Genomic DNA, 15232 nt, shown 5'->3' with positions numbered 1-15232 from the left:
ATGCAAGAGATTATCATTGCCACGAACAATCCGGGAAAAGTAAAAGAGTTCCAGACAATCTTCGAACCAAAGGGAATAAAGGTTAAATCATTGGCTGATTTCCCGGAAGTCTCCGAAGTGGAAGAGACAGGGACAACCTTTGAAGAAAATGCCCTTTTGAAGGCATCTGCCTTAGCGGAACACCTTGGCAAGACCGTTCTTGCCGATGATTCCGGACTGGAAGTGGATGCCCTGAATGGAGAACCGGGGGTGTATTCTGCGCGTTACGCGGGTACTGATAAAAATGACAGGGAAAATTATCTGAAGGTGTTAACGAAGCTTGAAAATGTACCAGATGAAAAAAGAACGGCAAGATTCGTATGTGTTCTGGCAGTCGTGCAGCCTTCAGGTAAGAAACATACTGTCCGTGGTACCTGTGAAGGTAGGATCGCTCATCAGCCGATTGGTGAAAATGGATTCGGGTATGATCCGGTTTTCTTTGTTGAAGAAAAGGGGTTGACGATGGCACAGCTCACAAAAGAAGAAAAAAGTGAAATCAGCCACAGAGGTAATGCCATCAAGCTTTTAACCAAACAGTGGGATGAACTATTTCTCACAAATTAGGAGTGAGAGAGGATGAAAGTATTAGTTGTCAGTGACAACCATGGACAAACGGATGTCCTGGAGCAACTGAAGGCACGGCATCAAGATGATGTGGAGCATTTCATTCATTGTGGGGATTCGGAATTGCCGTTCAATAGTAAGGAGATGGAAGGGTTTGACGGCGTGAGGGGTAATTGTGACTTCGATAGTGATTATCCGTTGCAATTAATCAAAGAAGTAAACGACAATCGCTTCTTTATCACTCATGGTCACCTTCATCAGGTTAAATCGTCCTTGATGCCCATCAAGTATGTAGCACAAGAGGAGGAGGCGAATATCGTCTGCTTCGGCCATTCCCATATCGCAGGAGCGGAATATACGGGAGGGATCCTCTTTGTGAACCCTGGCAGCATCAGCTTGCCACGTATGACACGGCATAAAACCTATGCTATAATAGAAGAAACAAATTTGGACTTTTTCGTACACTACTATAATGAAAAGGGAGAGAGGTTATCCTCTCATACCTTCAACAAGTAGAGAGGGGAGGGTCACTTCTCTCTCTTTTTTCTCTATAAAAGTTATATGAGAAAAGTTTTTGAAAAAGTGTTGACTTTAGATTCCCTATCTCATATAATAAATCTTGTCGCTGATGATAATTAGTAAATATTTCTTGTGACATTAACATGTCCCAGTAGCTCAGCAGGATAGAGCACGATCGAATATGCTTCCTTGAAACACTACAGCGTACCGATTTTTAGCATCCTGAATTATCTCCCCGAAAAATCGGGACGACAACTTGAAAAGTAAGTTCCACTTAAATTTTGTCCCAGTAGCTCAGCAGGATAGAGCAACGGCCTTCTAAGCCGTGTGTCGGGGGTTCGAATCCCTCCTGGGACGCCATTTTACCTAAAGCACCATATACGTTTTTATGAGCACTTACCTTTTGAGTGTTGATAAAATTGTATATGGTGTTTTTTTATTCTAAGGACCGCTCTTCTTATATCGCTTGTACTCCATACTAAACATTGATACACTTGTTTCAAATATTTCCACAAAAAAATAGGATGGAAAATACATATGAAAAATAAACAGAGAAAAAAAGTTGTTGAGTTTCCGAACCTTAAACAACGATTATTGGAAAAAGCAATGAACACAATGAAGGAAAAGAAATTTTCCGAGGCGCTTGCGCTGTTCGAACAAGCAAGGGAAAACGAATACGCCTATGCGGAAGTCGAGCTTGGTATGATAGTCTGTTATATGGAGCTCGGACAGCTGGCAGAGGCGAAGAACCGATGCAAGAAAATGCTGAGGGAAGACATCGGCGATTACTTTCACATCCTCCAGATCTATATCACGATCCTGATACAGCTGAAAGAGTATGGTGAAGTGAAGAATACAATCGAGGCGATCCTGGAGGAAGATAAGATCCCGTCCCAGTATGCACAGAATTTTTATCAGCTATTGGAGTTTGCCAGAAAAATGCTCCCGGGGCAGGATGGCGCTGGCGAGTCAATGGCTGAAGTGCAGGAGGAAGATCATCATGCATTTCCGATTGAACAATTGCATAATGGGTCCCTGCAAAAACAATACGAAATCATTCAGCAATTAAAAAACATGCATATCCGCCCCTACCTCCCTGAAATTGAAGCTTTTCTTCAGGATGAGGGGAAGCATCCAGTGTTGAAGACATTTCTCCTGCATATGCTGAAGGAACAAGGTGTGGATAGTGAAATAACCTTACATAAGCTTGGCGAGGCAGCAACGGTCGTACCGAAGGATCTGCCATCTGGTGAGGAAGATCCGTTTCTGAACGATGTGATACTTGTATTGGAAGATACAGTGAACTGTGAAAATCCGATCCTTTTTGAAAGCCTTAAAGAATTGCTCGTCAGGATACATACGGTACAGTTCCCAATTCCATTCAATCCAGCCTCCCCGGAAAAATGGGCTGCTGGATTGCATCAAGTAGGGAATGAATTATACATGATCCATTCAGATGAGGAAGAATTATTGGCTATGTATCATTTATCAGCAATCGAAATGAAGGATATCATCAGTCAGATTAGAAAGCTTGAAGATTTTTCATTTTTACATTTATAATGGTATCTGTTGAACTCATTGCAGGTTATGTTATAATGTAAGGGTTGTAAACTGTATATACCATATAGGTTTCTAGATTTCCCCAAGTTGATTGGGGTTATCAGGAATGTGCATGCAGTAAATTTTATTAACAGACAACCGCATTAACATGTGTGGTTAAACCGATTGGATAATGCTTGTTAGATGACCATTATCTTTTTCGAAAATAGATGTTGGAGGGAAAATCATGTCTGCAAAATGGGAAAAGTTAGAAGGAAATCAAGGCGTATTAACAGTTGAAGTTGACGCTGATACTGTTAACAAAGGGCTAGACGCTGCATTCAAAAAAGTTGTAACAAAAGTAAACGTACCAGGATTCCGTAAAGGGAAGATTCCTCGCGGGATGTTCGAACAACGCTTTGGTGTTGAATCTTTATACCAAGATGCTTTGGATATCATTCTTCCGACTGCATACTCCAATGCAGTGGTTGAAACTGGAATCGAGCCGGTAGATCAACCGGAAATCGATATCGAAACAATCGGCAAAAACGAGAAATTGGTATTCACTGCCAAAGTAATCGTGAAGCCTGAAGTGAAACTTGGCGAATACAAAGGATTAGAAGTTGAGCGTCTTGATGCAAACGTATCTGACGAAGATGTAGAAGCTGAATTAAAAGGCCTTCAAGAGCGTCAAGCTGAGCTTGTAGTAAAAGAAGAAGGTGCTGTTGAAAACGGCGATACAGTTGTAATGGACTTTGAAGGTTTCGTTAACGGCGAAGCATTCGAAGGTGGAAAAGCGGAGAACTATTCTTTGGAAATCGGTTCTAACACGTTCATCCCAGGTTTCGAAGAGCAACTGGTTGGAATGACTGCTGGAGCAGAGAAAGATGTTGAAGTTTCTTTCCCTGAAGAGTATCATGCTGAAGAGCTTGCTGGTAAGCCTGCAGTATTCAAAGTGACGCTTCACGAAATCAAAACAAAAGAACTTCCTGCACTTGACGACGAGTTTGCGAAAGATGTAGACGAAGAAGTTGAAACGCTTGAAGAACTTAAAGCAAAAACTAAAGCTCGTCTTGAAGAATCTAAAAAGACAGAAGCTGACAATCACCTTCGCGACACGCTAGTGGAAAAAGCAGCTGCAAACACTGAAGTTGAAATCCCGGCAGCTATGGTGAATACAGAAACTGATCGCATGGTTAAAGAATTCGAACAACGCCTTCAAATGCAAGGCATGACTTTGGATCTTTACTTCCAATTCTCTGGTCAGGACGAACAGGCTCTTCGCACTCAAATGAAAGAAGATGCAGAAAAGCGTGTGAAAATGAACTTGACGCTTGAAGCTATCTCTAAAGCTGAAAACATCGAAGTTACAGATGAAGAAGCGAACGAAGAAGTAGAAAAAATGGCTGGCATGTACAATATGCCTGTAGAACAGATCAAGCAAGCATTAGGAAGCTTGGAAGGTCTTAAAGAAGATTTGAAAATCAGAAAAGCAATTGATTTCCTTGTAGAAAACAGTAAAGATGTTGCATAATAATAATAAGAGACAAGGCGCGACTTGATCGTGCCTTGTTTTGTACCATCTGGACAAGATTCTGATTAGATTTTCCTTTATTTCCACCCATCGCTGTGTTATTTATTTCATATCATGGATACAATAGTACGGACTCTTCCTCTAAAATATCCATACATAACCAAAGAGATATTATTAGAAATGTTAGGTAATTATGTGGTAAAATGCAGTACATAACTATTCGTTTTGAATAATGGAAATTGATTTATTTTTCCTATTGGATAAGGAAGCTGGGCAGGATGATAGCCTGTTCGGTATTTCTATTCTTTGTTTTATCTTAGCCAGCCGGTGGATGAGAATAGAGAGAAATGATAAGGGGTGAAACAATTTGTTTAAATTTAATGATGAAAAAGGACAATTAAAATGTTCTTTCTGTGGGAAAACACAGGATCAAGTGCGAAAACTTGTTGCTGGGCCAGGTGTATACATATGTGATGAATGTATTGAACTTTGTACAGAGATCGTGGAAGAGGAACTGGGTACAGAGGAAGAAGTCGAGTTTAAAGACGTTCCAAAGCCAAAAGAGATCCGTGATATTTTAGACGAATATGTTATTGGCCAGGAGTCTGCGAAAAAATCGCTTTCCGTAGCGGTATATAACCACTATAAGCGAATCAATTCCAACAGCAAGATCGATGATGTCGAGCTTGCAAAGAGTAATATTGCCATGATCGGACCTACAGGTAGCGGGAAAACGTTATTGGCGCAAACACTGGCAAGAATCCTGAATGTTCCATTCGCGATTGCCGATGCGACTTCTTTGACAGAGGCTGGTTATGTAGGGGAAGACGTAGAGAACATTCTATTGAAACTGATCCAGGCAGCGGATTATGATGTGGAAAAAGCCGAAAAAGGAATCATCTACATCGATGAAATCGATAAAGTGGCACGTAAGTCGGAGAACCCATCCATTACGCGCGACGTTTCCGGAGAAGGTGTTCAACAAGCGTTGCTGAAGATTTTGGAAGGTACTGTTGCAAGTGTGCCTCCTCAAGGCGGACGCAAGCACCCTCATCAGGAATTCATTCAGATCGATACAACGAATATCCTATTCATTTGCGGTGGGGCATTTGACGGAATCGAACAGATTATCAAGCGCCGCCTAGGTAAAAAAGTCATCGGTTTCGGAACTGTCGAAACAAAAGCGGATGAGCTTGAGCAAAAGGAACTTCTTTCTAAAGTGTTGCCGGAAGATCTTCTTCGCTTTGGTTTGATCCCTGAGTTCATCGGACGTCTTCCAGTAACGGCAAGCTTAATGCCGCTTGACGAGGATGCATTGATCGAAATCCTGACTAAACCAAAAAATGCTCTTGTGAAGCAATATCAAAAGATGCTGGATCTTGATAATGTCGAGCTTGAGTTTGAAGATGGAGCTCTAGTCGAGATTGCGAAAAAGGCAATCGAAAGAAAGACTGGCGCACGTGGATTAAGATCGATCATTGAAGGAATCATGCTTGATGTGATGTATGAGCTTCCTTCAAGGGATGATATTAAAAAATGTGTCATCACAGCTGATACCGTATCAAACAATGTCGCTCCAAAACTGATTCTGGATGATGGATCCGAATTGAAAGAGGACGAAAAGACATCTGCATAAATAGTGAAAGAGCACTCCTTTTTGGGGTGCTCTTTTCTATGTATTTTAATCAAACTGCATATTGAAAATATAATAGAGAACCCCAATCTCCAATGGGGAAATGAGACTTTCCCCATGAATTACAAATTTAAATCTCGGCTTTGGGAATCGCTTCTCCACTTTGATTTCGGCCACAAGCTTACTCTCGCATTTTACGTATGCAGTACGATTGAACAGATCCTTTTCAATCGTAAATTTTTCATTCTCTTTTTCATATATGAACCTGCCATGAGTCTTTACTTTAGAAATATCCTTTAAAGAATGTTTCGTTTCTTCATTATGTTGAGTTTTGATAAGAACATCCCACTTCATCCGCAATAAGTTCTCCTTGAAGGTTCGCTCCTGTACTATAAGTTCTTCCCCGTTTTGTGCGGTTCCTTTGCAATCTTTTTTTCCGAAAAACACGATGACACCTTCGGAAATGATCGGGATAGGCATTTTAGACATGATTTCTATCCATTTCTTTCGATAGGTACGTTCAAAAGAGGCTATTTTTTGTCCTTCAAGGTCAGAAATTATTATCGGCTTCGATGAATATTTGAATAGCGGCAAAGTAAATGTATATTCCTGCAAAAAAAGTACCCCCCTTTATTCTCTTTATACGGATGAAAAAAGGAAATGTTTCATAATTTAACCAAATGCATATTTGTGGTTTATTCCATCTTTTGCACGGAGATACTAGCAAATAATCACATCACGAATGCAGGAGGGTAATTATGTCTTGGACAGGTATTGCACTGTTTATACAGCTTTTCTTTGGGGTCATCATCGGACTCTATTTTTGGAACCTGCTACGAAATCAACGGACTCAGAAAGTCTCGATTGATAAAGAGTCAAAAAAGGAAATGGAACAACTGCGTAAAATGAGAAGCATCTCTCTCTCCGAGCCTTTGGCGGAAAAAGTGAGACCGACCAGTTTTAAAGAAATAGTCGGGCAAGAAGATGGAATCAAAGCCTTGAAAGCGGCAATTTGCGGACCCAATCCACAGCATGTCATCATTTACGGGCCTCCTGGAGTGGGGAAAACTGCTGCAGCGCGATTGGTGTTGGAGGAAGCTAAAAAGAACAGGAAATCACCTTTTAAATCCTCTGCAGTATTTATTGAACTGGATGCTACCACAGCCAGATTCGATGAAAGGGGAATCGCCGATCCGTTGATTGGATCCGTGCATGACCCAATCTATCAAGGAGCAGGTGCGATGGGACAAGCTGGTATCCCGCAGCCAAAGCAGGGCGCTGTGACACATGCACATGGAGGGATGCTTTTCATAGACGAAATCGGCGAGTTGCATTCCATTCAAATGAATAAACTCCTGAAAGTGCTTGAAGATCGAAAAGTATTCCTTGATAGTGCGTACTATAGTGAAGAGAATCATCAAATCCCTCAACATATCCATGATATTTTTCAAAATGGCCTGCCTGCTGATTTCCGGCTGGTTGGTGCAACTACACGAACGCCAAACGAAATACCCCCAGCGATTCGTTCCCGCTGTATGGAAGTCTTTTTCCGTGAATTGGACAAGGAAGAGCTTGAAGTGGTGGCAAGAAACGCTGTGGATAAGATACATATGACAGCAGAGGAGGCTGGAATCAGTCTGCTCGCATCATACACAAGAAATGGGCGGGAAGTGGTAAACATGATGCAGATTGCCGCTGGCCTTGCCATTACAGAAGACAGATATGAAGTAAAGCTTGAAGACATTGAATGGGTCATCCACTCCAGTCAGCTGGCGCCTAAATATGAAAATAAAATCAAGGAAGATGCGCAGCTTGGTCTCGTAAATGGCCTCGCTGTGTTCGGACCGAATTCAGGTGCGTTATTGGAAATTGAAGTAACCGCCATCCCGACCGAGCCTAAAAAGGGTACGGTGAATATTACAGGGATCGTGGAAGAGGAAAGCCTTGGTGGGGGAAGCGGAAAATCGGTGCGCCGGAAAAGTATGGCCAAGGGTTCGGTGGAAAATGTCATCACGGTACTGCGGTCACTGGGAGTGCCTGCTGCCGATTTTGATATCCATGTGAATTTCCCGGGAGGTGTCCCGATTGATGGACCTTCAGCAGGGATAGCAATGGCGACGGGAATCTATTCCGCCATCTTCAAATTGCCTGTGTCCAATCTGATTGCGATGACAGGGGAAATCAGTATACATGGTACCGTCAAGCCTATCGGTGGCGTGATACCGAAGATCAAGGCAGCCAAACAGGCAGGTGCAAAAAGAGTGATCATCCCTGCAGAGAATATGCAGTCGATCATCAAGGAAATTGAAGGAATCGAAGTGATACCTGTGCATCGATTCCAGGAAGTGCTCGACTTGGCCCTCGTAAGGGAAAAAGCGACCGACACCATTATCGAGAATATCATTCAGGTGCCATTGGCTGTACCGAAGACGGAATCGATGTAAAACAGTTTGCTTCTATAAATGTAAATTTTCGTGAGGGTATCGTGTAAATGATACCCTCATTGCCGTTTATGATGGGTAGTGAGGGAATCTAGGACGTCTTTTGATACCCTTTCTCTAAGTAAAATAGAGTAGTGGGAGAATCAAGGATGGCTGTTGATACCCTCACTCTAAGTAAAATAGAGTAGTGGGGGAATCAATCAGTGCTTTTGATACCTTCACTCAAGGTGAAAGAGAGAAGTGAGGGAATCAATCAGTGCTTTTGATACCCTCACTCAAGGTGAAAGAGAGGAGTGAGGGAATCAATCAGTGCTTTTGATGCCCTCAGTCAAGGTAAAAGTGAGGAGTGAAGGAATCAATCAGTGCTTTTGATACCTTCACTCAAGGTGAAAGAGAGGAGTGAGGGAATCAATCAGTGCTTTTGATACCTTCACTCAAGGTGAAAGAGAGGAGTGAGGGAATCAATCAGTGCTTTTGATGCCCTCAGTCAAGGTAAAAGAGAGGAGTGAGGGAATCAATCAGTGCTTTTGATACCCTCACCATATGTAAACGAGGGAAATGAAGGAAGCAATCAGAATCAATCCCCCCTATTGATACCCTCACCCCAAGTAAAAGAGAGCAGTAAGTGAATCAACCATTAACCATTCCTTATTCAACCTCTTTTTACACCTTCAATCAAACTCATTTATTGCACTTCCACCCCTAAAAAGGTAAAATTTTTACTACTGGTTTTCCTTATAACTTCTTGAAACAAGTAAAGAATAGTACAAACAATATCTTTTCTTTGCATTTGCCCACTCTTAATTAGACAGGGCTATGCAATTAGGATAGAATTGAACAAAGATGCAACAACAATGGAAGAGCGTACGGGGGTGTTACGATGGCAGAGAATAAGGAATATCATGTTCCATTATTGCCTTTAAGAGGTTTGATGGTGTTTCCGACGATGGTGCTTCACTTGGATGTGGGCAGGGATAAATCCATTCAGGCCTTGGAAACAGCAATGCTGAATGATAATATTGTAGTTCTTTCTACACAAAAAGAGGTAAGCACGGATGTACCGTCAGAAGAGGATCTGTATGAATGGGGAACCTTGACGAAGGTGAAGCAGATGCTGAAGCTTCCAAATGGTACCGTCCGGGTGCTGGTAGAGGGGCTCGAGCGTGCAAAGATCGAAGAGTTCATCGAGCTGGAAACTCATTGGGAAGCGAAGTTGCTGACCTATCCTGATACAGAGGATAAGGATGCAGAGGACGAAGCGTTGATGAGGACGTTATTGGAATACTTTCATACATATACAAAGCTTTCAAAGAAGACGACCATTGAGACGTATCATACGGTATCTGATATTGCTGAGCCGGGGAGAATGGCTGATATCGTCACTTCGCATCTCCCTTTAAAAATGAAAGAAAAGCAAGCGGTCCTCGAAACAAGGGATGTAAAGGATCGGCTTCATAAAGTGATCAAGTATGTGAATAACGAAAAAGAAGTACTGCAATTGGAGAAGAAAATAGGTCTTCGCGTGAAGCGGTCGATGGAACGCACACAAAAGGAATATTACTTGCGTGAACAAATGAAGGCCATTCAAAAGGAGCTTGGTGATAAGGAAGGCAAATCAGGCGAAATTGAAGAACTGAAAGAAAAACTAAGCAAAATCGATATGCCGGAGAACGTAAAGAAGACGGCATTGAAGGAAATCGACCGGTACGAAAAAATCCCATCCAGTTCTGCCGAAAGCTCGGTGATCCGCAATTATATCGACTGGCTATTGGGCTTGCCATGGGACATCTCCACAGAGGATCAGCTTGATATTAAAAGAGCCGAGCAAATCCTGAATGAAGATCATTTCGGCTTGGAAAATGTGAAGGAACGGGTGCTTGAGTATTTGGCGGTGCAACAGCTGACCAAATCACTGAAGGGGCCGATCCTTTGTTTGGCGGGACCCCCTGGAGTGGGTAAAACGTCACTTGCTAGAAGCATTGCAAAATCCCTCAACCGAAAATTCGTCCGGGTATCACTCGGCGGGGTGAGGGATGAATCTGAGATACGCGGTCATAGAAGAACCTATGTCGGTGCCATGCCGGGCCGTATCATCCAAGGGATGAAAAAGGCGGGAACGATCAATCCTGTTTTCCTATTGGATGAAATCGATAAAATGTCCAACGATTTCCGTGGCGATCCTTCTTCAGCCCTTCTGGAGGTCCTGGATCCGGAACAGAATTTTAATTTCAGCGATCATTATATCGAAGAAGCCTATGATTTATCGAACGTCATGTTTGTGGCGACAGCCAACAACCTGGCGACGATCCCTGGGCCGCTGCGTGACCGTATGGAGATCATTACAATCGCGGGTTATACGGAGATCGAGAAGCTGAATATCGGTAAAGATCACCTGTTGCCAAGGCAGGCGAAAGAGCATGGACTTGAGAAAAATCTGCTTCAGATCCGTGATGAAGCGATTCTTTCCATCATCCGTTACCATACGAGAGAAGCGGGAGTCCGTAGTCTGGAGCGACAGCTCGCCTCCATCTGCAGGAAAGCAGCCAAAATCATCGTTTCCGGCAGCAAGAAGCGAGTCATCATCACCAACAAGAATCTGCCGGAATTTTTAGGAAAGCCGAAATTCCGTTATGGTCAGGCTGAGCTAGAGGATCAAGTCGGTGTAGCAACAGGATTGGCCTATACTACCGTTGGAGGAGATACCCTATCCATAGAAGTTTCTTTATCTCCGGGTAAAGGAAAGCTGCTCCTGACAGGGAAGCTTGGCGATGTGATGAAGGAATCTGCACATGCGGCATTCAGCTTTATCCGCTCACGAGCGAAAGAGTTGAATATCGATCCTGATTTTAATGAGAAAAATGATATCCACATACATGTGCCTGAAGGAGCCGTACCGAAAGACGGACCTTCGGCAGGTATCACAATGGCAACAGCCCTTATCTCCGCCTTGACCGGCAAACCGGTCCGCAAAGAGGTGGGTATGACCGGGGAGATCACCTTAAGAGGTCGGGTGCTGCCGATTGGCGGACTGAAAGAGAAATCTTTAAGTGCGCATCGAGCAGGACTGAAGACAGTAATACTACCAAAAGATAATGAAAAAGATTTGGATGATATTCCAGAAAGTGTGCGGGAAGATTTGACGTTTGTCTTAGTATCACATTTAGATGAAGTGTTGGAACACGCATTAACAGGAGAGAAACAATGAAAGTAACACAAGCAGAAATAGTAATCAGTGCCGTAAAACCAGAACAGTATCCGAGTGGCCTTTTGCCGGAATTTGCCCTTGCAGGCCGTTCCAATGTAGGGAAGTCATCGTTCATCAATAAGATGATCAATCGTAAAAACCTTGCAAGGACTTCTTCCAAGCCAGGTAAAACACAAACATTGAACTTTTATTTGATCAATGAAATGCTTCATTTTGTGGATGTGCCGGGTTATGGATTCGCTAAAGTGCCAAAATCCGAACGTGACGCATGGGGCAGGATGATGCAGACTTATTTGACTTCACGTGAACAGCTTCGTGCCGTCCTGATGATAGTAGACCTTCGCCACCCTCCTTCCAAGGACGACGTGACCATGTATGACTATCTGAAGCATTATGATCTTCCGGTGATCGTCATTGCAACAAAAGCGGATAAAATTCCAAAAGGCAAATGGCAGAAGCATAAGAAAGTAGTAAGAGAAACATTGGACATGGTCCAGGAAGATGAAGTGATTCTATTCTCTTCTGAAACGGGTCATGGTAAAGATGAAGTTTGGGGCATCCTCCAAAAGAGGATGAAATAACACATGAAGCGGTAGGACATTAGTCCTGCCGCTTTTTTGCTTTTATACTTAATTTTTCTAAAAAGTTATAAAATATAGGTTTATTCAGAATTGTCGAAAGGGAATAGAAAGGATACGGGAGTATGTGGGAGCATCTCTATGTTACATGGGGGTAGTCTTTGCTTACGCGTGAATATACAGAATTATCAAAAGATACCCACTCAAACCGTATTTGTGGCAGTTTTGTGAAAATGCTACGATTTAACTAGTACATAAAAATACTCATCAAGGGGGATTCAGGAAATTGAAAAAGAGATTATTATTAGTGACACTGTTCTTATTATCTACTATTCTAGCAGCATGCGGCGGAGGCAAGACAACGTCGGATGAAGGGTATGAGCTAGTGGACGACGGAAAGTTTACATATGCGGCATCAGGTGAATTCAAACCATTCAGCGTAACGGATGGTTCAGGTAAGATGAGCGGCTTTGATATCGAAGTGGCGGAAGCGGTAGCAGAAGAGCTTGGCCTTGAGCCGGTTCAGAAGAAATATACATTTGCAAGTATCGTGGAAGGTGTGAAAAGCGGAAGATTCGATGCTGCCGTTGCAAGTCATACCATCACACCGGAGCGTGCCGAGGCAGTGGACTTCTCCACACCATACTACTATTCCGGACCACAGATCTTTGTTCGTCCTGACAGCGACATTCAGACTTTGGATGATTTGAAGGGTATGGAGGTGGCCGTTTCCAGGGGCTCCACCTATGCGGATATCATGGAAGGTGTATCTGACAATGTCGTCAACTATGACAGTGATGTTGTCGCATTGGAGGCCTTGAACAACGGCCGTCATGATGCAGTAGTGACAGACTTTGTCACCGGCAGGGAAGCGATTGGTGCAGGGATGAAACTTGAGGGTCGCGAACTGTTGGAAAGAAGTGAACAGGCAATCGGTATCGCCAAGGGCAATGAGAAGCTCCTTGAAGCGGTAAACAAAGCTTTGGAAACATTGCGTGAAAACGGAAAGCTTAAAGAAATCAGTGAGAAATACTTCGGAGAAGATATCACAACAGAGCCTAAAGAGTAAATGAATTGTTACTTTATTTGATCTAGATGTGTGGTGTCTATACACCACACATCTTTTTAAATCGCAAGAAGGAGAGTGAAAAATATGCCAAGCTTGGCGCATTTTATTGAAGTATTCATGGGTACATATGACATGTTCCTGAGAGGGATGCTTAAAACCCTGCAGATTACGGCAGTATCCATATTAATTGCACTTTTTATCGGTCTATTTTTTGCCTTTTTAAAAATCTCCAAAATCAAAGTACTTGAGTGGATCGCCAACGCGTATATCTACCTTGTCCGTGGAACACCATTGATTGTTCAGATCTTTGTTATCTACTTTGGTCTGGTTGAGTATAACATTTCGGCATTCTGGTCGATTTCCCTGGCATTGGCTTTTCATAATGGTGCATACATAGCAGAAATTTTCAGGGGTACCATACAATCCATCGATAAAGGGCAGATGGAAGCGGGTCGTTCACTTGGGATGACAAGGCAGCTGACGATGAGACGCATCATCCTGCCACAGGCTGTAAGAAGGGCGCTTCCGCCACTCGGGAATCAGTTCATCATAGGTCTGAAGGATTCATCACTTGCGGCATTCATCGGATTCTATGAACTGTTCAACGTTGCCCAGACTCAAGGGGCAAACACATACGATGTCATGACATATTTATTGGTTGTAGCCGTTTACTACTTGGTTCTTGTTGGATTGATCGGAATTATCGTAAATATGCTGGAACGAAAATTCTCAGTGAGCGACAGATAGGAGGATGACGGATGAGTACAAAAATTGAAGTGAATAATCTGAATAAATCATTCGGTTCCTTGCATGTGTTGAAGGATATATCGATGACAGTAAACAATAAAGAAGTGGTGTGCCTGATAGGAGCAAGTGGTTCAGGGAAAAGTACCCTTCTTCGATGCATGAACTTCCTTGAAATGAAGGATAGCGGAACCGTCGTGATTGACGGGAAGGAAGTGGATGTCAAAAAGGACAACCTGAACAAGGTCCGTCAAAAAGTGGGAATGGTGTTTCAGCATTTCCATCTGTTTCCACATAAAACAGTTCTGGAAAATGTCATGGAAGCACCTATCCAGGTGGAAGGGCTGAAAAAAGCCGAAGCAAAAAAGATTGCCTCCGATCTTTTGGCAAAAGTCGGACTGTCGGACAAGGAGAACGTCTATCCGAGCAAACTCTCCGGAGGGCAGAAGCAGCGTGTCGCAATCGCGCGTGCACTTGCCATGAGACCGGAAGTCATGCTCTTCGATGAACCTACCTCGGCCCTGGATCCAGAGCTTGTAGGGGAAGTGCTGAAGACGATGAAAGAGCTTGCGGAAGAGGGAATGACCATGGTAGTGGTGACCCATGAAATGGGATTCGCTCAAGAAGTGGCTGATCGAGTGGTCTATATGCATGATGGGAAAATCGTCGAGGAAGGTTCCCCATCCCAACTATTTAATGAACCGAAAAATCAGCGGACGAAGGAATTCTTGGACGCGGTACTATAAATCATCACAGAAAAGACCTACAACAATGAATTGGAAATTGTCGTAGGTCTTTTTCTGATTATTTCTTCTTGAAAATAAGATAGGCTCCGATAAGGATGAGCACCGCTGGCCAGAAAGTATGTATGGTGGAAAATCTGTTTTCCACGGTTCCAAGCATCTCCATAAGGGTATTGGAAAATAAGAAGAAGCTCGCGATTACACTGAGCACGAGGCCTTCAAACAGACCGTTTTTTGTCTTTTGGTAGCGGAATATAAAACCCAGTCCCACAATGAGGATAATCACGGCAAAGTGATCAGGCCAAAAAGCAAGCTGACCTTTCAAATGAAAATGCAGGCCGACTCCGAGAAGTACAAAGCCTGGTAGAATGTTAGCATGATCGTTCTGCTTGTAAGCTTGTAACAATAATGCAAAGCCTGTAATAACGAGAATGGTCGGCCACGTAAAGGTTCCCTGCCATAGCTCGATGTTCATCTGTTCCAATAGGAAATATGCTCCAAATAAGAGCAGGAGCAATCCTGGCAAAAAGCTGTTTTTCTTCATGTTTTCCTCCTTGAAATCAAGCCTGAAACCTTGATTCTACGTAAAATATCTGTTAATGTACAAGTTGGTGAATAAAAGAA

Annotated in this window: 13 protein-coding genes and 1 tRNA gene; 12 read left to right on the top strand and 2 right to left on the bottom strand. The window is 43.0% G+C overall.

The window, feature by feature from the left end; translation table 11 throughout:
- The 6 genes from JOC95_RS11410 to clpX all read left to right on the top strand — a co-directional run bounded on the left by JOC95_RS11410 (position 1) and on the right by clpX (position 5831).
- A complete protein-coding gene (locus tag JOC95_RS11410) occupies positions 1-603 on the top strand; it encodes an XTP/dITP diphosphatase (protein ID WP_204416486.1) in 603 nt (200 codons plus the stop codon).
- 12 nt (positions 604-615) lie between these two features.
- Positions 616-1119 (top strand): metallophosphoesterase, encoded by a 504-nt coding sequence (locus JOC95_RS11405; protein ID WP_204416198.1) that lies wholly within the window; start codon positions 616-618, stop codon positions 1117-1119.
- Between the two features lie 286 nt (positions 1120-1405).
- Positions 1406-1482: transfer RNA gene (locus JOC95_RS11400), tRNA-Arg, on the top strand.
- Positions 1483-1659: 177 nt separating this feature from the next.
- Complete coding sequence (locus JOC95_RS11395) at positions 1660-2682, top strand: tetratricopeptide repeat protein (RefSeq protein ID WP_204416196.1); 1023 nt, start codon at positions 1660-1662, stop codon at positions 2680-2682.
- A 226-nt stretch (positions 2683-2908) separates the two neighbouring features.
- Complete coding sequence (gene tig / locus JOC95_RS11390) at positions 2909-4195, top strand: trigger factor (RefSeq protein ID WP_204416194.1); 1287 nt, start codon at positions 2909-2911, stop codon at positions 4193-4195.
- Positions 4196-4562: 367 nt separating this feature from the next.
- Positions 4563-5831, top strand: a complete 1269-nt coding sequence (gene clpX, locus JOC95_RS11385) for an ATP-dependent protease ATP-binding subunit ClpX (protein WP_204416192.1) — start codon at positions 4563-4565, stop codon at positions 5829-5831.
- Positions 5832-5876: 45 nt separating this feature from the next.
- Here the strand turns inward: clpX and JOC95_RS11380 are convergent, their stop codons facing one another.
- Positions 5877-6443, bottom strand: a complete 567-nt coding sequence (locus JOC95_RS11380; protein ID WP_204416190.1) for a tubby C-terminal domain-like protein — start codon at positions 6441-6443, stop codon at positions 5877-5879.
- 143 nt (positions 6444-6586) lie between these two features.
- Between JOC95_RS11380 and lonB the strand changes: the two genes are divergently transcribed.
- The 6 genes from lonB to JOC95_RS11350 all read left to right on the top strand — a co-directional run bounded on the left by lonB (position 6587) and on the right by JOC95_RS11350 (position 14611).
- Positions 6587-8272, top strand: coding sequence for an ATP-dependent protease LonB (gene lonB, locus JOC95_RS11375; RefSeq protein WP_204416188.1), 1686 nt, complete (start codon positions 6587-6589; stop codon positions 8270-8272).
- Positions 8273-9149: 877 nt separating this feature from the next.
- A complete protein-coding gene (gene lon, locus JOC95_RS11370) occupies positions 9150-11474 on the top strand; it encodes an endopeptidase La (protein ID WP_204416186.1) in 2325 nt (774 codons plus the stop codon).
- The gene (gene yihA / locus JOC95_RS11365; RefSeq protein WP_204416184.1) at positions 11471-12055 is read left to right on the top strand and encodes a ribosome biogenesis GTP-binding protein YihA/YsxC; all 585 of its coding nucleotides are present in this window, start codon (positions 11471-11473) and stop codon (positions 12053-12055) included. Before lon ends, yihA begins: the two co-directional genes overlap by 4 nt.
- A gap of 283 nt (positions 12056-12338) precedes the next feature.
- Entirely contained in the window at positions 12339-13121 is a 783-nt protein-coding gene (locus tag JOC95_RS11360; RefSeq protein WP_204416182.1) for a transporter substrate-binding domain-containing protein, read from the top strand.
- A gap of 84 nt (positions 13122-13205) precedes the next feature.
- Positions 13206-13868, top strand: a complete 663-nt coding sequence (locus JOC95_RS11355; protein ID WP_204416180.1) for an amino acid ABC transporter permease — start codon at positions 13206-13208, stop codon at positions 13866-13868.
- 11 nt (positions 13869-13879) lie between these two features.
- On the top strand, positions 13880-14611 hold the full coding sequence (locus JOC95_RS11350) for an amino acid ABC transporter ATP-binding protein (RefSeq protein ID WP_204416178.1): 732 nt from the start codon (positions 13880-13882) through the stop codon (positions 14609-14611).
- A gap of 58 nt (positions 14612-14669) precedes the next feature.
- Here the strand turns inward: JOC95_RS11350 and JOC95_RS11345 are convergent, their stop codons facing one another.
- On the bottom strand, positions 14670-15152 hold the full coding sequence (locus tag JOC95_RS11345; protein WP_204416176.1) for a LiaF transmembrane domain-containing protein: 483 nt from the start codon (positions 15150-15152) through the stop codon (positions 14670-14672).
- Positions 15153-15232 lie beyond the last annotated feature (80 nt).

It is taken from the genome of Sutcliffiella tianshenii (assembly GCF_016908565.1).
Classification (GTDB): domain Bacteria; phylum Bacillota; class Bacilli; order Bacillales; family Bacillaceae_I; genus Sutcliffiella_A; species Sutcliffiella_A tianshenii.
Note: the sequence above shows the minus strand (reverse complement) of the source record. Positions and strands in the feature narration are given on the sequence as shown.